This window comes from Pseudomonas sp. GW821-FHT09C08 (assembly GCF_059418125.1).
Genome location: NZ_JBWKPG010000004.1, coordinates 433,263 through 459,015, shown reverse-complemented (window position 1 = coordinate 459,015; position 25,753 = coordinate 433,263). Strand labels below are relative to the sequence as shown.

At 62.5% G+C, this 25,753-nt stretch carries 23 protein-coding genes; 11 read left to right on the top strand and 12 right to left on the bottom strand.

Going from position 1 to position 25,753, the window contains the following annotated elements; genetic code table 11:
- The 6 genes from flgJ to AC07OJ_RS16735 form a co-directional block, all read right to left on the bottom strand.
- Entirely contained in the window at positions 1-1,266 is a 1,266-nt protein-coding gene (gene flgJ / locus AC07OJ_RS16760) for a flagellar assembly peptidoglycan hydrolase FlgJ (RefSeq protein WP_065909782.1), read from the bottom strand.
- 4 nt (positions 1,267-1,270) lie between these two features.
- A complete protein-coding gene (locus AC07OJ_RS16755) occupies positions 1,271-2,359 on the bottom strand; it encodes a flagellar basal body P-ring protein FlgI (RefSeq protein ID WP_033901075.1) in 1,089 nt (362 codons plus the stop codon).
- 27 nt (positions 2,360-2,386) lie between these two features.
- Positions 2,387-3,082, bottom strand: coding sequence for a flagellar basal body L-ring protein FlgH (gene flgH / locus AC07OJ_RS16750; RefSeq protein ID WP_003214607.1), 696 nt, complete (start codon positions 3,080-3,082; stop codon positions 2,387-2,389).
- A gap of 53 nt (positions 3,083-3,135) precedes the next feature.
- Entirely contained in the window at positions 3,136-3,921 is a 786-nt protein-coding gene (gene flgG, locus AC07OJ_RS16745) for a flagellar basal-body rod protein FlgG (RefSeq protein ID WP_005790105.1), read from the bottom strand.
- Positions 3,922-3,981: 60 nt separating this feature from the next.
- On the bottom strand, positions 3,982-4,722 hold the full coding sequence (locus tag AC07OJ_RS16740) for a flagellar basal body rod protein FlgF (protein WP_065909780.1): 741 nt from the start codon (positions 4,720-4,722) through the stop codon (positions 3,982-3,984).
- A gap of 311 nt (positions 4,723-5,033) precedes the next feature.
- Positions 5,034-6,596 carry a sigma-54-dependent transcriptional regulator gene (locus AC07OJ_RS16735; RefSeq protein WP_495094836.1) on the bottom strand — a complete coding sequence of 521 codons (1,563 nt, stop codon included), beginning with the start codon at positions 6,594-6,596 and terminating at the stop codon, positions 5,034-5,036.
- Positions 6,597-6,852: 256 nt separating this feature from the next.
- Here AC07OJ_RS16735 and phhA point away from each other — a divergent pair, with 256 nt between their 5' ends.
- From phhA to AC07OJ_RS16720, 3 genes are all read left to right on the top strand, one after another.
- Positions 6,853-7,644, top strand: coding sequence for a phenylalanine 4-monooxygenase (gene phhA, locus AC07OJ_RS16730; RefSeq protein WP_120449348.1), 792 nt, complete (start codon positions 6,853-6,855; stop codon positions 7,642-7,644).
- Positions 7,645-7,741: 97 nt separating this feature from the next.
- The gene (locus AC07OJ_RS16725; protein ID WP_010208721.1) at positions 7,742-8,098 is read left to right on the top strand and encodes a 4a-hydroxytetrahydrobiopterin dehydratase; all 357 of its coding nucleotides are present in this window, start codon (positions 7,742-7,744) and stop codon (positions 8,096-8,098) included.
- Positions 8,098-9,291, top strand: coding sequence for an amino acid aminotransferase (locus AC07OJ_RS16720; protein WP_065909770.1), 1,194 nt, complete (start codon positions 8,098-8,100; stop codon positions 9,289-9,291). Before AC07OJ_RS16725 ends, AC07OJ_RS16720 begins: the two co-directional genes overlap by 1 nt.
- 124 nt (positions 9,292-9,415) lie before the next feature.
- Here AC07OJ_RS16720 and AC07OJ_RS16715 read toward each other — a convergent pair whose 3' ends face one another.
- Positions 9,416-10,225, bottom strand: coding sequence for a UDP-2,3-diacylglucosamine diphosphatase (locus AC07OJ_RS16715; protein ID WP_017134916.1), 810 nt, complete (start codon positions 10,223-10,225; stop codon positions 9,416-9,418).
- A gap of 137 nt (positions 10,226-10,362) precedes the next feature.
- Here AC07OJ_RS16715 and AC07OJ_RS16710 point away from each other — a divergent pair, with 137 nt between their 5' ends.
- The 3 genes from AC07OJ_RS16710 to AC07OJ_RS16700 all read left to right on the top strand — a co-directional run bounded on the left by AC07OJ_RS16710 (position 10,363) and on the right by AC07OJ_RS16700 (position 12,501).
- Positions 10,363-11,124 carry a helix-turn-helix transcriptional regulator gene (locus tag AC07OJ_RS16710; protein WP_065909766.1) on the top strand — a complete coding sequence of 254 codons (762 nt, stop codon included), beginning with the start codon at positions 10,363-10,365 and terminating at the stop codon, positions 11,122-11,124.
- Between the two features lie 82 nt (positions 11,125-11,206).
- On the top strand, positions 11,207-12,091 hold the full coding sequence (locus tag AC07OJ_RS16705) for a DMT family transporter (RefSeq protein ID WP_065909764.1): 885 nt from the start codon (positions 11,207-11,209) through the stop codon (positions 12,089-12,091).
- A 128-nt stretch (positions 12,092-12,219) separates the two neighbouring features.
- Entirely contained in the window at positions 12,220-12,501 is a 282-nt protein-coding gene (locus AC07OJ_RS16700; RefSeq protein ID WP_106803027.1) for a hypothetical protein, read from the top strand.
- A gap of 39 nt (positions 12,502-12,540) precedes the next feature.
- Here the strand turns inward: AC07OJ_RS16700 and AC07OJ_RS16695 are convergent, their stop codons facing one another.
- Entirely contained in the window at positions 12,541-12,828 is a 288-nt protein-coding gene (locus AC07OJ_RS16695) for an Rdx family protein (RefSeq protein WP_065909760.1), read from the bottom strand.
- Between the two features lie 84 nt (positions 12,829-12,912).
- Between AC07OJ_RS16695 and AC07OJ_RS16690 the strand changes: the two genes are divergently transcribed.
- Positions 12,913-15,102, top strand: coding sequence for a patatin-like phospholipase family protein (locus AC07OJ_RS16690; protein ID WP_495094835.1), 2,190 nt, complete (start codon positions 12,913-12,915; stop codon positions 15,100-15,102).
- 112 nt (positions 15,103-15,214) lie between these two features.
- Here AC07OJ_RS16690 and AC07OJ_RS16685 read toward each other — a convergent pair whose 3' ends face one another.
- Together AC07OJ_RS16685 and recQ are read right to left on the bottom strand one after the other, a co-directional pair.
- Positions 15,215-15,649 carry a MarR family transcriptional regulator gene (locus tag AC07OJ_RS16685; protein WP_065909756.1) on the bottom strand — a complete coding sequence of 145 codons (435 nt, stop codon included), beginning with the start codon at positions 15,647-15,649 and terminating at the stop codon, positions 15,215-15,217.
- A gap of 121 nt (positions 15,650-15,770) precedes the next feature.
- The gene (gene recQ / locus AC07OJ_RS16680) at positions 15,771-17,897 is read right to left on the bottom strand and encodes a DNA helicase RecQ (protein ID WP_065909753.1); all 2,127 of its coding nucleotides are present in this window, start codon (positions 17,895-17,897) and stop codon (positions 15,771-15,773) included.
- Between the two features lie 275 nt (positions 17,898-18,172).
- Here recQ and AC07OJ_RS16675 point away from each other — a divergent pair, with 275 nt between their 5' ends.
- The 3 genes from AC07OJ_RS16675 to AC07OJ_RS16665 all read left to right on the top strand — a co-directional run bounded on the left by AC07OJ_RS16675 (position 18,173) and on the right by AC07OJ_RS16665 (position 22,754).
- Positions 18,173-18,760 (top strand): UPF0149 family protein, encoded by a 588-nt coding sequence (locus tag AC07OJ_RS16675; protein ID WP_065909751.1) that lies wholly within the window; start codon positions 18,173-18,175, stop codon positions 18,758-18,760.
- A gap of 20 nt (positions 18,761-18,780) precedes the next feature.
- On the top strand, positions 18,781-19,164 hold the full coding sequence (locus AC07OJ_RS16670) for a YbaN family protein (protein WP_065909749.1): 384 nt from the start codon (positions 18,781-18,783) through the stop codon (positions 19,162-19,164).
- Between the two features lie 119 nt (positions 19,165-19,283).
- Complete coding sequence (locus tag AC07OJ_RS16665; RefSeq protein WP_213553269.1) at positions 19,284-22,754, top strand: hybrid sensor histidine kinase/response regulator; 3,471 nt, start codon at positions 19,284-19,286, stop codon at positions 22,752-22,754.
- 90 nt (positions 22,755-22,844) lie between these two features.
- On the opposite strand, the gene AC07OJ_RS16660 is transcribed toward AC07OJ_RS16665, so the two are convergent.
- Positions 22,845-24,209, bottom strand: coding sequence for a DNA recombination protein RmuC (locus AC07OJ_RS16660; RefSeq protein WP_495094933.1), 1,365 nt, complete (start codon positions 24,207-24,209; stop codon positions 22,845-22,847).
- A 175-nt stretch (positions 24,210-24,384) separates the two neighbouring features.
- The gene (locus AC07OJ_RS16655) at positions 24,385-24,708 is read right to left on the bottom strand and encodes an SEL1-like repeat protein (RefSeq protein WP_065909744.1); all 324 of its coding nucleotides are present in this window, start codon (positions 24,706-24,708) and stop codon (positions 24,385-24,387) included.
- Positions 24,709-25,164: 456 nt separating this feature from the next.
- On the opposite strand from AC07OJ_RS16655, the gene AC07OJ_RS16650 reads away from it, so the two are divergent.
- A complete protein-coding gene (locus AC07OJ_RS16650; RefSeq protein WP_065909743.1) occupies positions 25,165-25,470 on the top strand; it encodes a hypothetical protein in 306 nt (101 codons plus the stop codon).
- The last annotated feature ends 283 nt before the right edge of the window (positions 25,471-25,753 follow it).

Here is a 25,753-nt window from a genome sequence, read left to right as displayed (position 1 = left end):
TTATAAATGTGTGGTTGCGCCAGCGGCAGCGTAGTTCTGGTAACTGTTCATCGTTTTGGCGATCTGCGAAATCTTGCTGGCGTAGTCCGGATCGGTTGCGTATCCGGCTTTTTGCAACTCGCGTACAAACTGTTCCGGGTTGTCGGCCGACTTCACAACTTCTTTATAGCGATCATTGCTTTGCAGCAATGTCACCAGGTCATGGAAGCTGTCCTGGTAGGAATTGTAGGAACGGAACTGTGCCGTCTCCTTGACCATCGCCCCATCCCGAAACTCGCTGGTGATTGCGCGCGCCTGGCCGCCTTGCCAACTCTGGCCGGCCTTGATGCCGAACAGGTTGTGGCTGCTGCTGCCGTCTTCGGCGCGCATCACCGACTTGCCCCAACCGGTTTCCAGGGCGGCCTGGGCCACCAGGTATTTGGGGTCGACGCCAATACGCGCGGCGGCCGCCTTGGCCATCGGCAACATGGTCGCGACAAATTCATCCTGCGAGCTGAAGGCCTTCTTCGCCGGCGCCAACGGTGGCTGGGCGACGGCGCGGCCGTACACCTGCATGCGCCCGCTGGGCACGGCAAAGGTGCGTGCGCTGCTGTTGATAACGTTGTCGGCAGCCGCGCTGTTACGCAGCGGCGCGGCCTGGGCCACGGTGGTTGCGTCGGTGCTCGGCACGATGCCGGCCAGCAGGCGATCGGTCAGTTTGCTCGGCAAGGCGATACGGCGCTGGTTCATCAACTCCATATCGTTGGCATGCGCGCTGGCGCCCTCGGGGACCGCCACGCGGTAAGCCCAGAGTGGGCGCTGGCCATTGGAACGGCCCAGCGGACCTTCGGCCTGGGTGCCGGCGGCAATCTCGGTTGGCACTGCGGCTTTCTTCACCGGCTCGGCTGCCGCCGGGCCCTGCAAGGTGGCCGCCTGGGCGTCCACCGGCTTGTTCTTCTGCATCTGGCGCATCAGCACGTCGGCCAGGCCGATACCACCGCCCTCGCGGGACATCGAGACCGCCAGTTGCTGGTCGTACATTTCCTGATACTGCTTGGCTGCCGGGGTGTTCAGCGGGTTGTCCTTGCCCAGCGCTTCAGTGGCCGAACGCATCGACTTGAGCATCTCGCTCAAGAACAGCGACTCGAACTCCTGCGCCACTTTGCGCATGTTGCCTTCGCTGTTCTTGTCGTCACCGACCTTGAGCTGGTTAAGCCGGTTCAGGTCGGAGTAGGACCCCGAGTCCGCCGTGCTGCTGATCCCGCTCTTGCGCATATCCATGGCCATGGCCTCAGATCACGATCAGGTCGGCTTGCAAGGCGCCGGCCTGTTTCAGTGCTTCGAGGATCGCCATCAAGTCGCCGGGGGCTGCGCCCACCTGGTTCACCGCGCGGACAATCTCATCCAGGGTGGTGCCGGGGCCGAACTTGAACATCGGCTTGGCTTCTTGCTGGGCATTGACGCGCGAACGCGGTACCACTGCGGTCTGGCCGTTGGACAACGGGCCAGGCTGGCTGACGATAGGGTCTTCGGTGATGGTCACGGTCAGGCTGCCGTGGGTCACTGCCGCTGGCGAGACCTTGACGTTCTGGCCGATCACAATGGTGCCGGTCCGCGAGTTGATGATGACCTTGGCCACGGCCTGGCCCGGATCGACTTCCAGGTTTTCCAGGATCGACAGGTAGTCGACGCGCTGGCTTGGGTCGAGCGGCGCGGTGACGCGGATCGAGCCGCCGTCGATGGCCTGGGCCACGCCAGGACCGAGCATGTCGTTGATCTTGTCGACCACGCGCTTGGCGGTGGTGAAGTCGGAGCGATTGAGGTTCAGGGTCAGGCTGTTGCCCTGGTTGAAACCACTCGGCACGGTCCGCTCGACCGTGGCGCCCCCGGGAATACGCCCGGCCGACGGCACGTTGACGGTGATCTTCGAACCGTCGCGACCTTCGGCATCAAAACCGCCGACCACCAGGTTGCCCTGGGCGATGGCGTAGACGTTGCCGTCGATACCCTTCAGGGGCGTCATCAACAGGGTGCCGCCACGCAGGCTTTTCGAGTTACCGATGGACGACACGGTGATGTCTACCACCTGGCCCGGCTTGGAAAACGCCGGCAAGTCGGCACTGATCGATACGGCAGCGACGTTCTTGAGCTGCACGTTGCCTGAGCCCGCCGGCACCTTGATGCCGAACTGCGAGAGCATGTTGTTGAAGGTCTGCAAGGTGAACGGGGTCTGGGTGGTCTGGTCACCCGTGCCATTGAGCCCCACCACCAGGCCGTAGCCGATCAACTGGTTGGAACGCACGCCGGAAATACTGGCGATGTCCTTCAGGCGTTCGGCCTGGGCGACGGCGCTCAGGGACAGCAGGAGTGCCGCCGCCATCAGCTGTTTGAGTTTCAAAGTGGCCACCTAGAAAGGGAACAGCGGGCTAAGGAAGAAACGGTCGAACCAGCCCGGCTGACTCGCATCAGCAAACGAACCCGTACCCGAGTAGGTAATGCGCGCATCGGCAATCCGCGTCGACGGCACGGTGTTGTCGGTGGAAATATCATCGGCGCGGACCATGCCGGCGATGCGCACCAGCTCATCGCCGGTGTTGAGGGTCATCCACTTTTCACCCCGTACGGCGATGATGCCGTTGGGCAACACGTCAGCCACGGTCACGGTGATCGAGCCGGTCAGGCTGTTGCCCTGCCCTGCCGCGCTCTTGCCGTTGGTGGCACGGTCGCCGCTGTAGCCGGCGTCAAGGCTCAGGTCACCGCTGCCCAACGGGTTGTTGGTGTTGGGCACGCCGCCGAACAGCGAAGTCAGGCCAATGCTGGTCTTGCTGGTCTTGCCGATCTGCGAGTTGGCATTCTTGCTGGCCTGGGTCTTCTCGTTCAGGGTGATGGTGATGATGTCACCCACGCGGAACGCCTTGCGGTCGCTGTACAGGTTCTGTTCGAAACCGGCCTGGTAGATCGAGCCATTGTTGGCCGCCGCCGGCAGCGGCGTGCGTGGCAACACCGGCGCGTAGTACGGGTCATTGGGTTTTGGCGTCGGGGCGACACAGCCCGCGAGCACGGCAATCCCACTCAATGCCAGAACGGAAACATAGCGATTCATGACCCTTACCTCACGGTGTTGCAGGCGCCCTCAAGAGCGCCCCATAGACTTGATTACAGATTCTGCGTTACGAACGAAAGCATCTGGTCGGCGGTGGAAATCACCTTGGAGTTCATCTCGTAGGCGCGCTGGGTGGTGATCATGTTGACCATCTCCTCAACCGTGCTCACGTTGGAAGTTTCCAGGGTGCTTTGCAGCGTGGTGCCGAAACCGTTGAGGCCAGGGGTGCCGATTTGCGGCGCGCCGCTGGAGGCGGTTTCCAGGAACAGGTTGTTCCCCATGGCCTGCAGGCCGGCCGGGTTGATGAAGTCGGCGGTCTGCAGGTTGCCGATCACTTGCGACGCCGGGTTGCCGGCGACGGTGATCGATACGGTGCCGTCGTTGCCGACGGTGAAGGTCTTGGCATCCGCTGGGACGACCACAGCCGGCTCCAGGGCAAAACCGTTGGCCGTCACGATCTGGCCGTTGGAGTCCAGGTGGAAAGTACCGTCACGGGTGTAGGAAGTAGTGCCATCCGGCTGCAGGATCTGGAAGAAGCCACGGCCGTTGATGGCCATGTCCAGCGGTTGGCCGGTCTGCTGCAGGTTACCGGCGCTGAAGTTCTTCTGGGTGCCGACGATCTGCACACCGGTACCCAGTTGCAGGCCCGACGGCAGCTCGCTGTCCTGGGTCGACTGGGCGCCCGGCTGTTTCTTGATCTGATAGAGCAAGTCCTGGAACTCGGCACGGTCACGTTTGAAACCCGTGGTCGACACGTTGGCCAAGTTGTTGGAAATGGTGGTCAGGTTGGTGTCCTGGGCGGACAGACCTGTTTTGGCAACCCATAGAGCCGGAAGCATGCTGTTCTCCTTCGTGCGCCTGTTTGTTGGCGCCGCATCACAAATTAGTTAGGGCTGTTATCAGCTCATCTGCATGACGCGAGTCATGGCCTGATCGTCTTCTTTAGCGCTGTTCATCATCTTGATGTGCAGCTCGAACTGCTTGGAAAGCGCCAGCACTGCGGTCATTTCTTCCACCGCATTCACGTTGCTCGCCTGCAGGAAACCCGAGGTCAGGGTCACGTTCGCGTCGGCCTGGGCCGGCTGGCCATCCTTGGTGTGGATGGTGCCGTCCAGGCCTTTATTCATATTCTTGAGGTCCGGCTGGACCAGCTTGATGCGGTCCACTTCGGCCATCACACGCGGGCCTTCGCCCATGGCGCGGATGCTGATGGTGCCGTCGGAACCCACTTCGATTTTTTGCTGCGGCGGCACGGCGATCGGACCACCATTGCCCATCACCGGCATACCGTTGCCGGCCCGCAGCACGCCCAATGCATCGACGTTCATGCTGGCGCTGCGTACGTAGGCTTCGCTGCCGTCCGGGGTCTGCACGGCCAACCAGCCGTTGCCGTTGACGGCCACATCAAGGTCGCGACCGGTTTCGATCATCGCGCCGGGGCTGAAGTCGGTGGCTGGGCGCTCGGTCATGGCAAAGGCGCGCGCCGGAAAGCTGTCACCAAACACCGGCATCGAACGCGCCTGCTCCAGGTCGCGTTGGAAACCATTGGTGGAAATGTTCGCCAGGTTGTTGGCATGGGCCTTCTGCGCCAGAGCATTCTGGCTGGCGCCGGTCATTGCCACATAAAGGTACTTGTCCACGCTCTTTCCTCTTTCTGACGGACGCTTGCCGCCCACCGCTGTACTGATGAGGCTTAAGCAATTTGCGAACCAACTTTTTAAAATGAGGGAAAGACCAGGCAGGGCAAGGGTTTGCGGCTGGGTGACGGGAAATGGGCGGTGAGTAAGAGTCGAAAAAACGGCGGACTTATGCCGCTTACGGCAACGACACAATCAAATGAGGGAGCGGGCTTGCTCGCGAAGGCGCTGTGTCAGCCAGCACATAAGGTGACTGATCCACCGCATTCGCGAGCAAGCCCGCTCCCACATTTTGACCCAGTTGCGTCAGGTAGTTACTTGTCGGTCTTGAGAATTTCGTAATCGCGTAACTTATTGGCGATGGTGGTGTGGGACACCCCCAGGCGCTTGCCCAGTTGCCGGCTGCTGGAATGCTCGGTATACAGGCTTTCCAGTACCGCCTTCTCAAAGCGTCCAACGATCTCTTCCAAGCCGCCCTCCAGGGAGAAATCGCCAAGCGGCTGACGCACGCCGTAATCCGGCAAGCGAATATGCTCAGCCTTGACCGTGCCGCCCTCGCACAACGACACCGCCTGGAACAGCACGTTTTCCAGCTGCCGCACGTTGCCCGGCCAGTGGTAGTGGCTCAGGCGATCCATCGCGGCAGGCGCCAGCTTGGGCAGCGGGCAGCCAATCTGGCGGCTGGCCTGATCGAGAAAGTGCTCGACCAGCGGCGCCAGGCCATCCAGGCATTCGCGCAGCGGCGGGATATGCAGGGACAATACATTGAGGCGGTGATACAGGTCCTGGCGGAATTCGCCCCGGGCACACAGCTCGGACAAATCCACCTGGGTGGCGCAGATCACGCGCACATCCAGGTACACCTCTTCATCACTGCCGACCCGGCGAAAGCAACCGTCCTGCAGAAAGCGCAGCAATTTCACCTGCAACCGCGCGCTCATTTCACCGACACCATCGAGAAACAGCGTACCGCCCGCCGTCAACTCCAGCAGCCCGAGCTTGCCCTCGGCCCGCGCACCTTCAAACGCACCGGGACCGTAGCCGAACAGTTCGGTCTCGGCCATGGACTCCGGCAGACCGGCGCAATTGAGCGCCATCAGCGGCGACTGCCCGCGTGGGCTGGCCAGGTGACAGGCACGCGCCAGCAGCTCTTTGCCGGTGCCGGTTTCGCCTTCTATTAATAGAGGCGCATCCAGCGGCGCCATACGCCGGGCTTCACGCACCACCGCGGCCATGACCTTGGAGCTTTGGAAAATACTGTCGAAGCCGCGCAGCTCTTGCTTGCGCACATTGTAGATACGCTCGCCCACGCGGTCGGCGCGGTGCAGGGTCAGCACGGCCCCGGCCATGGCCTCGCTGTCATCATGCTCGGAAGATTGCAGCGGCGCGATGTCCGCCAGGAACACGTCACCCTTGACCTTGACCCGCAGGCCATTGATCCGCGACTTGCTCGCGCGCACCAACTCGGGCAAGTCGAAGTCTTCGGCGTAGCGCGACAGCGGAATCCCCGGCACCTCATCCACCCGCACCCCGAGCAACTGCGCCGCAGCACGGTTGGCGGCGACAATGGAACCGCCCATGTCGATCGACAACACCGGAAACTCCAGGGCGCCGAGCAAGGCATTGAGCTCCATATGCCGCCGCTCGCTGGGCATCAGCCCGACCCGCTTGACGCCAAACACCCCGGCAATCGCCTCGAACTGCGGGCGCAACGCCTGGAACTGCATGTTCACCAGGTTCGGGCAATACAGGTAGATGGCGTTGCCATGCTCGCCGCCGACCTCGCCCTTGGCGACGTTGACGCCATATTCCACCAGCAGGTTGAGGATGTCCCGCAGGATGCCGATGCGGTTCTGGCAGTGCACTTTGATACGCATGAAAAGGCCCGAAGAGTGGGGAGGCGCCGCGTCTTTTTGCCGCTGGGCGCAGATAGTCGTCAAGATTATGTGACAGTCACCGCCCTTTTTACAGCCCGCCGACGCCACCGGCCCATAAGCGTAACGAATACTTTACACAATTCGGTAAATTTTCCTACAGATAGCTGCCGCGGGTGGATGGCATCGGCGCCGCGCCTCGGTATCAATAGAGGCATCGCAGGACATAACAAGAACGAATGCCTAGCAGGAGAGCCGTATGAAGCAGACGCAATACGTGGCCCGCGAGCCCGATGCGCAAGGTTTTATCCACTATCCGCCGGAAGAACACGCGGTGTGGAACACCCTGATCACGCGCCAGTTGAAAGTGATCGAAGGCCGTGCCTGCCAGGAATACCTGGACGGCATCGACAAGCTCGGCCTGCCACTGGACCGCATTCCGCAATTGGGCGAGATCAATAAAGTGCTGGCCGAGACCACAGGCTGGCAAGTCGCCCGCGTCCCCGCACTGATCCCCTTCCAGACCTTTTTCGAATTGCTCGCCAACAAGCAGTTCCCGGTGGCGACCTTTATTCGTACCCGTGAAGAGCTGGACTACCTGCAAGAGCCGGATATTTTCCACGAGATCTTTGGTCACTGCCCGTTGCTGACCAACCCCTGGTTCGCCGAATTCACCCACACCTACGGCAAGCTCGGCCTGGCGGCCACCAAAGAGCAGCGCGTGTACCTGGCGCGCCTGTACTGGATGACCATCGAGTTCGGCCTGGTGGATACGCCCGCCGGCCTGCGCATCTACGGTGGCGGCATTTTGTCGTCGCCCAAGGAGACGGTGTACAGCCTGTCGTCCGAGCCCGAGCACCAAGCCTTCGACCCACTGGAAGCAATGCGCACGCCGTACCGCATCGACATCCTGCAGCCGTTGTACTTCGTGCTGCCGGACCTGAAGCGCCTGTTCGACGTGGCGCAGGAAGACATCATGGGCATGGTCGAACGCGGGATGCAGCTGGGTCTGCATGCACCGAAATTCCCGCCAAAGCCCAAGGCTGCTTGAACCTTACATCTTGAGGCCAGGTGAGTCTGTTCCCTGGCCGCGCGTTGCTTTAGGGTAACGCTACTGACCTTCATACATTCGAATTCAGGACACCCCCATGACCACCTTGAACCAAGCCCATTGCGAAGCCTGCCGCGCCGACGCTCCACAAGTCAGCGATGAAGAACTGCCGGTGCTGCTCAAGCAGATTCCCGACTGGAACATCGAAGTGCGCGACGGCGTGATGCAACTGGAGAAGGTCTTCCTGTTCAAGAACTTCAAGTTTGCCCTGGCCTTCACCAACGCCATGGGTGAAATCTCCGAAGCCGAAGGCCATCACCCAGGCCTGCTGACCGAATGGGGCAAGGTCACCGTGACCTGGTGGAGCCACTCCATCAAGGGCCTGCACCGCAATGACTTCATCATGGCCGCGCGCACCGACGAAGTGGCCAAGGACGCCGAGGGCCGCAAGTAATGCACTTCGATGCCATTGGCCGTGTGCCCGGCGACCCGATCCTCGGGCTGATGGACCTGTACGCCCAGGACCCCAACCCGAACAAATTCGACCTCGGCGTGGGCGTGTACAAGGACGACCAGGGCCTGACGCCGATTCCGCACTCGGTGAAGCTCGCCGAGCAGCGCCTGGTCGACACCCAGACCACCAAGACCTACATCGGCGGCCATGGCAACGCGGCCTTCGGCACGCTGATCAGCGCCTTGGTGCTCGGCGCCGATTCGGCCCTGATCCACGCCCGCCGCGCCGGTGCGACCCAGACGCCGGGCGGCACCGGTGCCTTGCGCCTGAGTGCCGACTTCATCGCCCACAGCCTGCCCGGCCGTGGCGTGTGGTTGAGCAACCCGACCTGGCCGATCCACGAAACCATCTTCGCCAAGGCCGGCCTCAAGGTCAGTCATTATCCTTACGTGGGCACCGACAACCGCCTGGATGTGGCGGCGATGCTGGCGACCCTCGCTACCATCCCCAAGGGCGACGTGGTGCTGCTGCACGCCTGCTGCCACAACCCGACGGGTTTCGACCTGTCCCAGGATGACTGGCGCCAGGTCCTGCAGATCGTGCGCGAGCGCCAACTGCTGCCGCTGATCGACTTCGCCTACCAGGGCTTCGGCGACGGCCTGGAGCAGGATGCCTGGGCGGTGCGCCTGTTTGCGGCCGAGTTGCCGGAAGTCCTGGTCACCAGCTCCTGCTCGAAGAACTTCGGCCTGTACAGCGACCGCGTCGGCGCGTTGATCGTGTGCGCGGCGGATGCCGAGAAGCTGACGGATGTGCGCAGCCAACTGGCGAATATCGCACGCAACCTCTGGTCGACGCCGCCGGATCATGGCGCGGCGGTGGTCGCGACGATCCTGGGGGATGCCGAGCTGAAAAAACGCTGGAGCGACGAGGTCGAAGCCATGCGTTCACGCATTGCACACCTGCGTTCCGGGCTGGTAGAAGCATTGGCGCCCCATGGCCTGTCGGCGCGGTTCGCGCACATCGGCACACAGCGCGGGATGTTTTCCTATACCGGCCTGAGTGCCGAGCAGGTGAAACAGCTGCGGGAGAAACACAGCGTGTACATGGTGAGTTCGGGCCGGGCTAACGTCGCGGGCATCGATGCCACGCGCCTGACGCTGCTGGCCGAAGCCATCGCCGACGTCTCCAACTGACGACACCGACTCAAACTATAGGAGCTGGCGTGCCTGCGATGTCGGTGTATCAGTCACTGAACAAGCTGACTGAACACCGCTATCGCCGGCACGCCAGCGCCAACAGGTGGAAGGTGTCGGGCCCTTAGCCCGCCACCATTTCAGCCTTGAGCAGTGCCTCTTTCGCCTGCGCATCCGCCAACCGATACAACTCGATACTCCCATCCCAGTGCTCGATCAACGCCGTGCACGACTCCACCCAATCCCCACAGTTGAGGTAGTCCACCTCGCCCACCTTGCGAATCTCCGCATGGTGGATATGCCCACACACCACGCCGTGCAGCTCGCGCTTGGTCACTTCATGGGCGATGGCCTCTTCGAAATCACTGATGAAACTCACCGCGGTCTTGACCTTGTGCTTGAGGTACGCCGACAACGACCAGTAGCCATAGCCATAACGCGCACGCCAGTGATTGAGCCAGCGGTTCAGGGTGAGGGTGAACTCGTAGGCCGAGTCGCCGAGGAACGCCAGCCAGCGGTGATACCGGGTGATCACATCGAACTGGTCGCCATGGATCACCAGCAAATGACGACCATCGGCGGTGACATGCACGGCCTCGTCCACCAGTTGGATGTTGCCCAGGATCAGCTTGGAATAGCGGCGCAGGAATTCGTCGTGGTTGCCGGTGACGTAGATCACTTCGGTACCGCGCTTGGCCATGGTCAACAGGCGGCGGATCACGTTGGTATGGGCCTGCGGCCAATACATGCCACCGCGCATTTTCCAACCATCGATGATATCGCCGACCAGGTACACCTTGTCGGCGTGATACCCCTTGAGGAACTGCGACAAATGTTCGGCCTGGCAATCCCGAGTGCCCAGGTGCACATCAGAAATCCACAGGGTACGAACCCGCTGCTTGCGGCTGGGCTTGGCGAACTCGGCACTGGTCATGGGCATCCCTCGACGGTGTTTTCGCGAGCTTGCGCCCTGGCGATTAATAGCCCATGACAGTCGTGCGTCACTCTGATGACAGCGCCGGCGCGCCGCAAAGCGTTGTAGACTGGCACGCTGCAACCCTGGAGACCGCGATGAGAGCCGCCCTCACGCTACGCCACTACCTCGAAGCGCCGCTCGCCCACAGCCATGACCACGCGCAGTTGGTGTTCGGCCTGTCCGGGCACCTGGACCTGGAAGTGGATGGCCGTGGCAGCCAGGTGCGCGAAAGCAGCGTGATGGTGCTGCCCTTCTCCGCTCACCACGCGTGCGGCAGTCGTGATGGCAGCCGGTGCCTGGTGCTGGATGTGCCCACCGAACATTGGCTGCTGCAATCCCTGGGCGAGCATGCGGACGCCAGCCGCCGCCTGCTCGACCAGCCCGCGCGCCTGGCCCTCGACTCGCGGCAACATCAACTGGTGCAATGGCTGGCGCACAGCCCGGTGGACGATCCGCTGATCGTCCAGCAGGGCGCGGTGTTGCTGCTGGCCAGCCTCAATCATTCCCTCGCGCCACCGTTGCCGGGCCGACGCCTGCCGTATGCGGCGTTCAATGCGCATATCGAGCGACACGTGGCGCACCCGCTGCAAGTCGCCGATCTGGCCCGTATCGCCGAGCTGTCGGTGGCGCGCCTGCACGCGCGATTCGTCGCCGAGTGTGGGCAGACGCCGATGGACTACATCCGCAGCCGCCGCCTGCACAAGGCCCTGGGCCTGCTGCGCGAGACGCCACTGGCGATCGGCGAGATAGCCGCGCGCGTCGGCTATGCGTCGCAGAGTGCCTTCGCGGCGGCGATGCTGCGTGAATTTGGCGCTTCCCCCACCGCCTTGCGCGTGGGCGAGAGTCCTGCGCTATAAATCGCGAGCCCCACGACAGACACCCTCGCCCGCAACCCTCTAGACTGCGAGCCTGTCACTCCCGTTGGTTTCAAGGATCGCAATGACTCCCCGCTCAGCCCTCGGCGCCCTGCATATCGGCGCACTGATGTTTGGCCTCACCGGCGTATTCGGCAAACTGGCGGCCGCTTCACCCGCCATCATCGTGTTCGGCCGTGCCGCGTTTGCGGTGCTGGCGTTGGCAGTGTTTGCACGCTTTGCCAGCAACACCACCTGGAAGCGCCTGGCGTTGCGCGACTGGCGCCGGCTGGTGATCAGCGGCGTGCTGCTCGCAGCGCATTGGGTGACATTTTTCATCGCGGTCAAGGTGGCTGGCGTGGCCGTGGCAACGCTGGGGTTCACCGCGTTCCCGGCGTTTACCGTGATCCTCGAAGGGCTGATCTTCCGCGAGCGCATTCGCGCCAATGAAGTGCTGCTGGTGGCGCTGGTCACCGTCGGCCTGGTGCTGGTGACACCGGATTTCAATCTCGCCAGCGAAGCCACCGGCGGCCTGCTCTGGGGGATCGTCTCGGGGTTGCTGTTCTCGTTGCTGTCGCTGAACAATCGCGCCAGCTCCGGGCGGATTCCGGCGGTGCAGGCGGCGCTGTGCCAGAACCTGGTAGTCGCGGCCTGCCTGCTGCCCGTGGCGGCTCCGGGGTTGGCCGAGGTTCGTGCGCTGGACTGGCTATGGATCGGCCTGCTCGGCGTGTTCTGCACCGGCCTGGCCCACAGCCTGTTCGTCGCCAGCCTCGCGGTGATCAAGGCGCGCACCGCCTCCGTGGTATTTGCCATGGAACCGGTGTACGGCATCACCGTGGCCTGGCTGCTGTTCGCCGAAACCCCGACACTGCGCATGCTGATGGGCGGCGCGCTGATCATCGTCGCCATCGTGCTGTCCGGGTTGATGGGCAGCGCCAGCCAAGCCAAACAGCCCGCAGCGAGTGCCTGATCTATACTCTGGTCATCCGCAACAGTCTGTCGTCGTTCAACGGATAAAGACTCCTCGACGACAGCCCTGATGCTTGAAGTTGCTGCAAGCGAGAGGTCACTCGATTAACGCTATGCAGGGGTTTCATCATGGAAATGTTCATCAGCTTGCTGGTGCAGATCATCAGCGGCGCCATCGGCGGCAACATCGCCGGCATGACCAAAGAGGGCCTGGGCACCGGGCTCAATACACTGATCGGCGGCGTGGGCGGACTGGTACTGGGCCAGATAGTCGCGGCACTGACCGGCACCAGCAGCGGCGAAGCGCTGGATGTCGCGGCAGTCGGCGGCAATATCCTCGGTGGCGGTATCGGCGGCCTGGTGCTGACCTGGGTCGTAGGCTTCATCAAAAGCAAAATGGCCGCCAAATAGCTGCCGGCACCAGTCACCGTCCTGCAGTGGCGGTGACTGTCAGGGCTTGCGCTCGTTGTGCCCGAGGTCGCGCTGTGGGTCGATCTGGTCGCGCACGCGCTGCTTGAGCACCTTGGCCTCGGGGAAGCCCCCGTCCGCCTTGCGCTCCCAGATCTGCACGCCCTCGCAGGTGATGCGAAACGCCCCGCCCGTGGCCGGCTCCAGCGACACTTTGCCCAAGTCATCGGCAAACGTACTCAACAGTTCCTGCGCCAGCCATGCGGCGCGCAGCAGCCACTGGCACTGGGTGCAATAGGTGATGACGATCTCGGGTTTATCAGCGGACATAATTTGAGAGGCTCCTGACGTAACGGGCTCGGCGGATCGGGTGGCTATAATACCGGCCTTTATCGCCCAGCCTCGAGATTCATGATGCGCCGCCTGTTGTCCTGCCTGTTCCTGTGCCTGCTCCCTCTTCTCGCCGACGCCCTCGAAACGCCACGCCCGAAAATCGGCCTGGTGCTGTCCGGCGGCGCCGCCCGTGGCCTCGCCCACATCGGCGTGCTCAAGGCACTGGAAGAACAAGGCATCCATATCGATGCGATTGCCGGCACCAGCATGGGTGCCGTCATCGGCGGCCTGTATGCATCGGGCTACAAGATCGACGAGCTGGAAAAGCTCGCGCTCGGCATCGACTGGCAGCAGGCCCTGTCCGACGCGCCACCGCGTGAAGACGTGCCGTTCCGGCGCAAGCAGGATGACCGCGATTTCCTGGTCAAGCAGAAACTGAGCTTTCGCGATGACGGCAGCCTCGGCCTGCCCCTCGGGGTGATCCAGGGCCAGAACCTGGCGCTGCTGCTGGAAAGCATGTTCGCCCACAGCAGCAATACGCGTAATTTCGACAAGCTGCCGATCCCCTTTCGCGCCGTGGCCACCGACATCACCACCGGTGAAAAGGTGGTGTTCAGCAAAGGCCACCTGCCCCAGGTGATCCGCGCCAGCATGTCGATCCCGGCGGTGTTCGCCCCGGTGGAACTGGACGGCCGGCTGCTGGTGGACGGCGGCATGACTGACAACATCCCGCTGGACGTGGCGCGGGAGATGGGCGTCGACATCGCTATCGTCGTGGATATCGGCACCCCGCTGCGCTCGCGTAAGCAACTGGCCACGGTGGTGGACGTGCTCAACCAGTCCATCACCCTGATGACCCGACGCAACTCCGAAGAACAACTCAAGGCCCTGCACCCCAAGGATGTGCTGATCCAGCCGCCGCTGGCCGCCTATGGCGTGACCGACTTCGGCCGGGCCAAGGACATGATCGACGCCGGCTACCGCGCCACCCGTGCCCTCGATGTGCGCCTGGCGCACCTGCGCCCGGCCGAGCCGATCGACCCGCAGCTGGTGGCCGCGCGCACGCCGGGTGAGCGCACCCCGGTCATCACCGCGATCAACGTGGAGAACGACTCGAAAGTCAGCGACGACGTGATCCGCTACTACATCCGCCAACCCCTGGGCGAGCCGCTGAACCTGGGTCGCCTGCAAACGGACATGGGCACCCTGTACGGCCTGGATTACTTCGAGCAGGTGCAGTACCGCGTAGTCAAGAAAGGCCAGGACAACACCCTGGTGATCAGCGCACGCGGCAAGCGCAGCGGCACCGACTACCTGCGCCTGGGCCTGAGCCTGTCGGACGACATGCGCGGCGACAGCGCCTTCAACCTCGGCGCCAGCTACCGCATGAATGGCATCAACCGCCTCGGCGCCGAATGGCTGACGCGCGTGCAGATCGGTGATCGCCAGGAGCTGTACAGCGAGTTCTACCAGCCGATGGACACCGGTTCGCGCTACTTCGTCGCCCCCTACCTGAGTGCCCAGGCACAGAACGTCGAACTGATCCTGGACAACGACCCGATCTCCGAATACCGCCTGGAACGCTACGGCTTCGGCCTGAACGTGGGGCGCCAGATCGGCAACAGCGGCGAGATCCGCTTCGGCGTCGGCGAAGCCTGGGGCAAGGCCGATGTGCGCATCGGCGATCGCAGCTTGCCCAGCGTGAGCTTCAGCGAAGGCTTCTATGAACTGAAGTACTCCTTCGATTCCCTGGACAACGTGTACTTCCCGCATACCGGCGAAGACATCGGCCTGGCCTACCGCGAATTCGAACCGGGGCTGGGCTCGGACCAGCGCTATCGCCAATGGGAATTCAAGCTGGACAAGGCCATGAGCCACGGCCCGGACACGCTGGTGCTGGGCGGTCGCTACGGGCGCACCCTGGATGATTCGGACGTGGTGATTTCCAGCTTCCTGCTCGGCGGTGCACGGCAGCTATCGGGCTTTCGCCAGGATGCGATCTCGGGGCAGAACATCAGCCTGATGCGTGCCGTGTACTACCGCAGGCTGACGCCGCGCTCGTACCTGCCGCTGGATTTCCCGCTGTACCTGGGGGCGTCGCTGGAACGCGGCCGGGCGTGGAACAACGACAATGAGTTCGACAGTGGCTATATCAACGCGGCGAGTATTTTCCTCGGCTTTGACACACCGTTGGGGCCGCTGAATTTCAGCTACGGGTTCAACGATGACAATCAGAAAGCGGTGTACCTGAACCTCGGGCAGACATTCTGACACGCACTTCACAGGCGCCCGGCTTGCCGGCGATGGCAGCGATATTCGCTGCATGGCTCCAGGGCCTCATCGCCGGCAAGCCGACTCCTACGGGGGCTGTCGTTTCTGGAGGTCAGGACTTTTCCAGGTTTGCCAGGATGTGCCCATGCACGCGCATGCACACGCTCAAGTCAGCTTCGTCCACACCCACAAACAACTCATGGCGCAGGGCGGTGGCGATGGTTTCGATCTGTTCGATCAGGGGGCGGGCGGTGTCACACAGCAGAATGCGTTTGGCACGACGATCTTCCACGACGGCTTGGCGTTGCACCAAACCCTGGCCTTCCAGGCTGTCGAGCAAGCGTGCGAGTGTCGGCCCTTCGACGCCGACGCTTTGCGCCAGCTCGCGTTGCGTCGGCGCGTCCTGGAAACGGGCCAGGTGCAGCAGCACCAGCCAGCGCGCCTGGGACAGGCCCAGCCCCGCCAGACGGCGGTCCAACTCGGCGCGCCAACCTCGGGACATTTGCGCCAGTTGCATGCCAAAACGGTGTTGATCGGTTAACGGCATAAAAAACTCATGGTTTAGACTGAAAATAAAGTGTGGCTAATTATTAGTCAGCTAAGCATGAGCCATGCCAGTAGGCAAGAGTTGCTATGTACTGATTCGTTACATTGTCATAATCAACGCACTAAATTTCGAATTCAGACTGCAAAGCAGCGCGTACGCAGTACAAAACGCCCTCCGGAACACGCCCGGTAAACAGCGGCGCGATCTCGGCAACCGGTGGCAATTCGCCTTCTCCGTCGAGGAAGGCATCCTGGATTTCACCGAGCAGATCCTCCGGCAAATCCAGCGCCTGCTCCAGCGACAACTGTTGCTTGCCGATGGACTCGGCCAGCAAGGTGTACACATTTTTTTCCGAGCATTGCAGCTGGCCGGCGATCTGGATCGGAGTCATCCCGGCGCGCGCCAGGCTGATCAGTTCGTGGCGAATATCGGCAACTTCCTTGGGGGCTTCGGCCTGGCCGCCGAGCACTTCGAGGAAGGCCTGGCCGTAACGCTCCAGCTTGCGCGCGCCGACACCGCTGACCCGCGCCATTTCGGCCATCGTGGTCGGCTGCTCGCGCAGCATTTCCAGCAGGGTCGAGTCGGGGAAAATAACGTACGGCGGCACACTGTGTTCCTGTGCCAGTTTGCGCCGCAGGGTGCGCAAGGCTTCCCACTGCTCGCGCTCTTCGCCGCGCACCAGTTGGCTGGCCTGGCTGGTACTGCTCTTGGCGGTGGTCTGCGGCTTGAGGTCGCGTCGCAGCTCCAGGCTCACTTCGCCCTTGAGCAATGGCCGGCAACTGTCGTTGAGGCGCAGCCCGCCATAGCCTTCCAGGTCGATATCCACCAGGCCGCGCGCGACCATCTGCCGGAACAGCGAGCGCCACTCGCCCTCGGCGCGGGCCTTGCCGACGCCGTAGACCGACAGTTTCTCGTGGCCGAAGCTGCGCACCTTTTCGTTGTCCTTGCCCAGCAGCACATCCACCAGGTGACCGACGCCGTAGCGTTGGCCGGTGCGGTAGATCGCCGACAACGCCTGGCGCGCAGGCTCGGTGGCGTCCCAGGTCTGCACGCCGTCGACGCAGTTGTCGCAGTGGCCGCACGGCTCGGGCATATCCTCGTCGAAGTACGCCAGCAGCGTCTGGCGACGGCAGCGGGTTTCTTCACACAGCGAGAGCATGGCGTCGAGCTTGTGCTGCTCCAGGCGCTTGTGGCGCTCATCGCCTTCGGAGTTCTGCAGCATCTGCTTGAGCATCACCACATCTTGCAGGCCATAGACCATCCAGGCATCGGCCGGCAGGCCATCACGGCCGGCACGTCCGGTTTCCTGGTAATACGCCTCGAGGGACTTGGGCAGATCCATGTGTGCCACGAAGCGCACGTTGGATTTATCGATGCCCATGCCGAACGCGATGGTCGCCACCATGATCAGGCCTTCCTCGTTGAGGAAGCGCTTCTGGTGGTAGGCACGCAAATCATTCGGCAGGCCGGCGTGATAGGGCAGCGCCGGGTAGCCTTGTTCGCAGAGGAACGCGGCGACCTCATCGACCTTCTTGCGCGACAGGCAGTACACGATGCCCGCATCGCTGCGCCGCTCGGAGAGGAACGCCAGCAACTGCTTGCGCGGCTGCTCCTTGGGTACGATGCGGTAGAAGATGTTCGGGCGGTCGAAGCTCGAGAGGAAGCGCTCGGCATTCTGCAAATGCAGGCGCTCGACGATCTCTTCGCGGGTGCGCTTGTCGGCGGTGGCGGTCAGGGCGATGCGCGGCACGTCAGGAAACAGCTCCGCCAATTGGCCCAGCTGCAGATACTCGCGACGGAAATCATGCCCCCATTGCGACACGCAGTGGGCTTCATCGATGGCAAACAGCGCGATTTCCAGGCTCTGCAAAAACGCCAGCATGCGCGGCTGCACCAGGCGCTCGGGGGCCAGGTAGAGCATCTTGACTTCACCACGCTTGATGCGGGCGGCCAGGTCGCGCTGCTGCTCGGCGCTGAGGGTGGAGTTCAGGGAGGCGGCGGCGACGCCAAGTTCTTCGAGGGTCGCCACCTGGTCGTCCATCAACGCGATCAGCGGCGACACCACCACGGCCAGGCCGTTGCGCAACAGCGCCGGTACCTGGAAGCACAACGATTTGCCGCCGCCGGTAGGCATCAGGACCAGCGCGTCACCGCCACTGGCCACGCGCTCAATGATCGCACCCTGGCGGCCACGAAAACTGTCGTAGCCGAAGATGTCCTTGAGGACGCGTTGAGCCTGCTCGAGCATGTAAAACTCCAAATAGTGCCGAAATCCCTCTGTACAGGCTGGCCGAAAAAATACGTTTTCACGGAGAATAATCCGTAAGCGAAGTTTTCGCGGACGGGCGCCTAACCTGCAGGGGCATCACAAAACGCGGCAGTATACCCGAGCGACACTCGGCAAAGGGCGCGACTGACGAATAGACGCCCGTCTCTAAAACCCGGCAAATATGCCTTGCAGCTGGCCTGGGCGCTCAAGAAAGCCTAGAATTCAGCATCGTTTATTCCCAAGGTAGCCCTTCAATGTCCTTCGCTGAGCAACTAACCCGCCTGCAAGCCTTCCTCGACGCCGATGAGCTGCATGACGAGGCGCTGGACTACGTGGCCGCCCACGGCTACCTGACCGCCCTGTCCATCTGCTCCGAGGCCGTGCCGGACCGTGAGTGGATCGACGCCTTGTTCGCCGAAGAGCCGCACTACACCGACGCGGCCCAGCGTGAAGAAATCGAATCGACCCTGCTCGCCCTCAAGGCCCATATCGGTCGCCAGTTGGCCTCCGACGAGGAATTCGAGTTGCCGTGCGACCTGGACCTGGGCGAAGAGCCGGATGACTCCGACCTGCGCGGCTGGTGCATCGGTTTCATGGAAGGTGTGTTCCTGCGCGAAGCCGCCTGGTTCGAAACCGCCGAGGAAGAAGTCAGCGAAATGCTGCTGCCGATCATGGTCGGTTCGGGCCTGTTCGACGATCAGCCGGAATTCTCCGACATCGCCGCCGACGCCAACCTGATGGACGACATGATCGTACAGATCCCCGAAGCACTGACCGCGCTGTACCTGCTGTGCAACGCCCCTGACGAAAAACCGGCGATCCTCAAGCCACGTCACCACTGAGTCAGTTGCCCGTGACACCCATGGGCAATCGCTCGCTGCTCCTGCGCTACCTGCTGCTGGCCATCGGCTGGCTCAGCGTAGCGTTGGGCGTCATCGGCATCTTCCTGCCGGTGCTGCCGACCACGCCCTTCCTGCTGCTCGCCGCCGCCTGCTTCGCCCGAAGCTCCCCGCGTTTCTACCACTGGCTGGTGGAACACCCGCGCCTGGGTCCGTGGATCAAGGACTACCTGGACGGCAATGGCATCCCGCTCAAAGGCAAGGTCTACGCCATTGGCTTGATGTGGCTGAGCATCGGTGTCTCCTGCTACCTGGTACCGCTGCCGTGGGCCCGTGGTTTCATGCTGACCAGCGCCGTGCTGGTGACGATCTACATCCTGCGCCAGAAAACCCTGCCGCCACGTTGATCACTGCCTGCGACATTAGCGCCCACACGACCTTGGTCGACACTGACTAACCCCAGGCATCATGCGAGACTGTCCAACCGGGCCTGGAATGCCTGGGTGTTCTTATGCTCGGAGTTACCATGACGCTGTCCAGCGGGCTGATCGCCGCCGTTGCCCTGGCCTATATGGCCATTATGTTTGCCATCGCCTTCTACGGTGACCGCCGCCGTGCGCCGCTGCCACCGCGCATGCGCGCGTGGGTGTATAGCCTGTCGCTGGCGGTCTACTGCACCAGCTGGACGTTCTTCGGCGCCGTAGGCCAGGCCGCCGAACAGTTGTGGGCGTTTTTACCGATCTACCTGGGACCCGTGCTGCTGCTGGTGCTGGCACCCTGGGTGCTGCAGAAGATGATTCTGATCAGCAAGCAGGAAAACATTACCTCGATCGCCGACTTTATCGCCGCACGCTACGGGAAATCCCAATCGCTGGCCGTGGTCGTGGCACTGATCTGCCTGGTTGGCGTGCTACCCTATATCGCCCTGCAACTCAAAGGCATCGTGCTGGGCGTCAACCTGCTGATCGGTGCGGGTGCCGACACCACGGGCACCCGCGCCCAGGACACGGCACTGATCGTGTCGCTGGTGCTCGCGCTGTTCACCATCGTCTTCGGTACGCGCAACCTCGACGCCACGGAGCACCACCGTGGCATGGTGCTGGCGATTGCCTTTGAATCGCTGGTCAAGCTGTTCGCGTTTCTCGCCGTCGGCGCGTTCGTGACCTACGGCCTGTACGACGGTTTCGGCGACTTGTTCAGCCAGGCCATGCTCGCGCCGAGGCTGGAGGAATACTGGAAAGAAACCGTCAACTGGCCATCGATGGTGGTACAGACCGGCGTGGCGATGATGGCGATCATCTGCTTGCCGCGGCAATTCCACGTCACCGTGGTCGAGAATATCGACCCGCAGGACCTGCGCCTGGCCAAATGGGTGTTCCCGGCCTACCTGATCCTCGCCGCCCTGTTTGTGATCCCTATCGCCCTCGGCGGCAAAATGATGCTGCCCGGCTCGGTGATGCCGGACTCCTATGTCATCAGCCTGCCACTCGCCGAAGCCCATCCGGCCCTCGCCGTACTGGCGTTTATCGGCGGTGCGTCGGCGGCCACCGGCATGGTGATCGTGGCGAGCATCGCGCTGTCGACCATGGTCTCCAACGACATGCTGCTGCCGTGGTTGCTGCGTCGCTCCAGTGCCGAGCGGCCGTTCGAAGTGTTCCGCCACTGGATGCTGTCGGTGCGCCGGGTCAGCATCGTGATCATCCTGCTGCTGGCGTATGTCAGCTACCGCTTGCTCGGCTCGAGTGCCAGCCTGGCGACCATCGGCCAGATCGCCTTTGCCGCCGTGACCCAATTGGCGCCGGCGATGCTCGGTGCGCTGTATTGGAAACAGGCGAACCGGCGCGGCGTATTTGCCGGATTGGCGGCGGGCACCTTCCTGTGGTTCTACACCCTGGTCCTACCGGTGACGGCGAAAAGCCTGGGCTGGTCCCTCAGCCTTTTCCCTGGGCTGACGTGGATGCATTCGCACCCGCTGGGTTTGTCCGTGACGTCATTGACCTTGGGCACCGTGTTCTCGCTGGCGGGTAACTTCACGCTGTTTGTGTGGGTGTCGATGCTGTCGCGCACGCGCGTATCGGAACACTGGCAGGCCGGACGCTTCATTGGCCAGGAAATCAGCCAACGCGCCAGCGCCCGTTCGATGCTCTCGGTACAAATCAGCGACCTGCTCAGTTTGGCCGCGCGCTTCGTCGGGGATGAGCGGGCCCAGCAGAGCTTTATCCGCTTTGCCTACCGGCAGGGCAAAGGCTTCAACCCCAACCAGAATGCCGACAACGACTGGATCGCTCACACCGAGCGATTGCTGGCAGGTGTACTCGGTGCATCGTCGACGCGGGCGGTGGTGAAAGCCGCCATCGAAGGGCGCGAAATGCAACTGGAGGACGTGGTACGGATCGCCGACGAAGCCTCCGAAGTGCTGCAATTCAACCGGGCACTGCTGCAGGGCGCCATCGAGAACATCACCCAGGGCATCAGCGTGGTGGACCAGTCCCTCAAGCTGGTGGCCTGGAACCGCCGCTACCTGGAGCTGTTCAACTACCCGGACGGGCTGATCAGCGTGGGGCGGCCGATTGCCGACATCATCCGCTACAACGCCGAGCGCGGCTTGTGTGGCCCAGGCGAGGCCGAGGTGCATGTGGCGCGCCGTCTGCACTGGATGCGCCAGGGCCGCGCGCACACGTCCGAACGCTTGTTCCCGAACGGGCGGGTGATCGAGCTGATTGGCAACCCGATGCCCGGTGGCGGTTTCGTCATGAGTTTTACCGACATTACTGCGTTCCGCGAAGCCGAACAGGCCCTCACTGAAGCCAACGAGGGCCTGGAGCAACGGGTCACCGAGCGTACCCATGAGCTGTCGCAACTGAATGTGGCGCTCACCGACGCCAAGGGTGTGGCCGAGTCTGCCAGCCAGTCGAAGACACGCTTTCTTGCCGCCGTCAGTCATGACTTGATGCAGCCGTTGAACGCCGCGCGCCTGTTCTCCGCCGCCCTCTCCCACCAGCACGACGGCCTGTCGAGTGAAGCGCGGCAACTGGTGCAACACCTGGACAGTTCGCTGCGCTCCGCCGAAGACTTGATCAGCGATTTGCTGGATATCTCGCGCCTGGAAAACGGCAAGATCAATCCACAACGCCAGCCGTTCGTGCTCAACGAGCTGTTCGATACCCTCGGCGCCGAATTCAAGGCGCTGGCCCACGAGCAGGGCTTGCGCTTCCGACTGCGTGGCAGCCGATTGCGGGTGGACAGTGATATCAAGTTGCTGCGGCGGATTTTGCAGAATTTCCTGACCAACGCTTTCCGCTATGCCGACGGCCCGGTGCTGCTTGGCGTTCGCCGTCGCAAGGGCGAACTGTGCCTGGAAGTGTGGGACCGAGGGCCCGGCATCCCGCTGGACAAACAGAAAGTGATCTTCGAAGAATTCAAACGCCTGGACAGCCACCAGACCCGTGCTGAAAAAGGCCTGGGGCTGGGCCTGGCGATCGCCGACGGCCTGTGCCGGGTGCTCGATCACCGATTGAGCGTGCGCTCCTGGCCAGGCAAGGGCAGCGTGTTCAGTGTGCGCGTGCCGCTGGCGCGCAACCAGGCCAGCCCGCAGATCAAGGCTGCGCCGGAAAACGGCCTGCCGCTGAGCGGCGCGCAGGTACTGTGCGTGGATAATGAAGAAAGCATCCTGATCGGCATGCGCAGCCTGCTGACGCGCTGGGGCTGCGAGGTGTGGACCGCCACCGACCAGGCACAATGCGCAGCGCTGCTCGCCGAGGGCGTGCGCCCGCAACTGGCCTTGGTGGACTACCACCTCGACCATGGCGAAACCGGCACCGAACTGATGGGATGGCTGCGAGCGCAACTGGCGGAGCCGATTCCAGGCGTGGTGATCAGCGCCGATGGCCGCCCGGAGATGGTCGCCCAGGTGCATGCGGCAGGGTTGGATTACCTGGCCAAGCCGGTCAAGCCTGCGGCGTTGCGCGCGCTGCTGAGCCGGCACCTACCGCTGTAACCGGCCCGACTCGGTCCCCTGTAGGAGCCGGCTTGCCGGCGAAGCGGGCCTCCAGCGTGGCGCCGATTTTACCGACGCCATCGCCAGCAATCACTCGGGCAGGTGCGCCACACCGTCGGAGTCGGTCATCGCCCGCTCCAGCAGATCGGCCGGCAAGCTTTTACTGGCACGCGCACCGAGCAGTCTTAATTGCTCGGTGCGGCTGACCAGGTTTCCGCGTCCATCTGTCAGCTTGTTCCGCGCAGCACTGTAAGCCTTGTCCAACTGCTGCAGACGGTTGCCCACTTCATCCAGGTCCTGGATAAACAGTACAAACTTGTCGTACAGCCATCCCGCACGCTCGGCGATCTCCCGGGCATTCTGGCTTTGGCGTTCCTGCTTCCACAGGCTGTCGATCACCCGCAGGGTGGCGAGCAACGTCGTCGGGCTGACGATGACGATATGCCGGTCGAAAGCTTCCTGGAACAGGTTGGGTTCGGCCTGCAGCGCCGCCGAAAATGCCGCTTCGATGGGCACGAACAGCAGGACAAAGTCCAGGCTGTGCAGGCCCTCCAGGCGTTTGTAATCCTTGCTGGCCAAGCCTTTGACATGATTGCGCAGCGACAGCACGTGCTGCTTCAGCGCTGCCTGGCCGATCACTTCATCATCGGCGGCGACGAATTGCTGATACGCGGTCAGGCTGACCTTGGAATCGACCACCACCTGCTTGTCACCGGGCAACATGATCAGTACATCAGGCTGGAAACGCTCGCCATCCGGGCCCTTGAGACTGACCTGGGTCTGGTACTCGCGGCCCTTCTCCAGGCCGGCGTGCTCCAGCACCCGCTCAAGGATCAGTTCGCCCCAGTTGCCCTGGGTTTTCTGGCCCTTGAGTGCGCGGGTCAGGTTGGTGGCTTCGTCTGACAGACGCAGGTTCAATTGCTGCAGGCGCTCAAGCTCCTTGGCCAGGGAAAAGCGCTCGCGCGCCTCGTTCTGATAGCTTTCTTCCACGCGTTTTTCGAACGACTGGATGCGCTCCTTGAGCGGGTCGAGCAATTGGCCCAGGCGCTCCTGGCTGGTTTCGGCAAAGCGCTGCTCGCGTTCATCGAAGATCTTGCCGGCCAGCTCGGCGAACTGCGCACGCAGCTCGTCGCGTGAGCCCTGAAGGTCGGCGAGGCGCTGCTGATGGCTGTCCTGTTGCTCGCGCAGTTCGGCGCGCAAGGCCGCTGCCAGCGCATCGAGGCGACGCAATTCGGTTTCCTTGGCGCTGCGGTCGAGGTTCCAGGCGTGGGCCGCATCGCGAGCGTTGTCGCGGTCGATCTGCAGCAGCTCGACTTCGCGGCGGACGGCGGCCAGGTCGGCCTGCTTGGCGGCGTTGGCCTGGCTCAAGTCGCTGATCTCGTCGCGACTGGCATCCAGCTGGGCGGCGAGGCCTTCCTGGGCCAGTTGCGCAGTGGCCAGGCGCTCTTCGAGCAGCTCCCAACCGGCCATGCGCGCAGTCAGTCGTCGCTGAATCTGCCAGCACACCGCCAATAAAGGCACTGCGGCACCCGCTAGGCCCAGGGCGATACTGGTCCAGTCAAAAACCATAGCCATTTCTGCCATTACCGAAAAAGAGCAAGGTTAACCAAGCACAGGGCTGGAGGACAGCTCAGTCTTCGACCTGGCCGAGTTCGCGTTGGGCGCGGCGGTCGCCCGCGCGGGCGGCCAGGCGCAACAGATCGTGGCCAATGCGACGGTCGCGGGCGTTGCCGCATTCACGGCACATCAATTGGCCCAGGCGGCTCTGTGCCGCGACCACACCTTCACGGGCAGGCTGCTTGAGCAAACGTCCGGCAAAGTGTTTGACGTTGGTGTTGTGACCCAGGCGTGGACTGTCGAGCAACCACAAGGCAACTTTCATAGAGAAACGCTTGGGTGCGGTAACAGTCTGAGGGGTATCGGTAACAGAAGGTGATACTGAGCGAAACTTCATAAAGCACTGTGGGACAGAACGGAAGGCGCGCCACTCTACTCTTTTTTTCGTACAGGTAAAGCTGAAAAAACCCTGCACGCCCGTTCTAGAGCAAGCGCTCGGGACAATCCACAGAAGCTGTGGATAACTCAGTGGACAACCCCCCTTTAACTCGCGCAAAGCCCCATGGAATGGGGGCCGCAGTCAAACTGACGATTTTTTCACCAATAAAAAAAAGCCAGATTTTTCATTGACTTAAATTTCCATTGCAGGCAAATGGCGGCCGAGCGAAGCAGTTGACAGCGCGGTTACACATGCGGCAACTAATGTGCACAAGTACCCATCCATTGGTTATATCGCCGGCGTTTTTTGAAGCGACCGCCGCCAAAAATGTTACCGACAGGCCAGGTCGGGACTTTTCAAAACTTTCCGCGCTCGCCACACTGCCCGACCGACAGCACAACAGTGGGTGGGTCGATGAAAGGCATTCTGCTGTTCGCGCTGCTGTTACTGGCGATCTGCGCCCTTTCCCTGGGAATCAACGCGGCCCTGCCGTCGCCGGACGGCGCCTTGTTTGCCATTGCCATTCTGCTGTCGGCCGCCTTCACGGCCGTGTGCCTGTGCATCGAACTGGGTGAAGGTCGCATCGATGACATGGGCGATGTGATCAACGTGATCGAGACCGGTCGGTCCATGCGCCTGACATTGGCGGCCTATGCCCTGGGTTGCTCGCTGGCGGCGGCGATCACGGTGCTGGTCTACCGTGGCCTGCTGAGCGCCTGATTGGAGTTTTTTGGCTAGCACACTTCCCTTCCCTGTTTCAATCCGTTACTATCCGCGGCGTTAGTACCAAGCTGAAAGTCAATTCTGGTCGAACAACTCCCCTGAACAACACGGGATCGACCACCTCGATGGTTTCCAGGTATCACTTGCGACGACACTGCCTTTGAACAAGCAAAGGGTGTCGCGAAGTCTCAATACTCTGACCGAACCAACCTGCAAATTGATCAGGATCTTCACCCCGGGCCCAGAACCTTTGCCCCTGTTGTGTTGCCTGCCCTCCTAA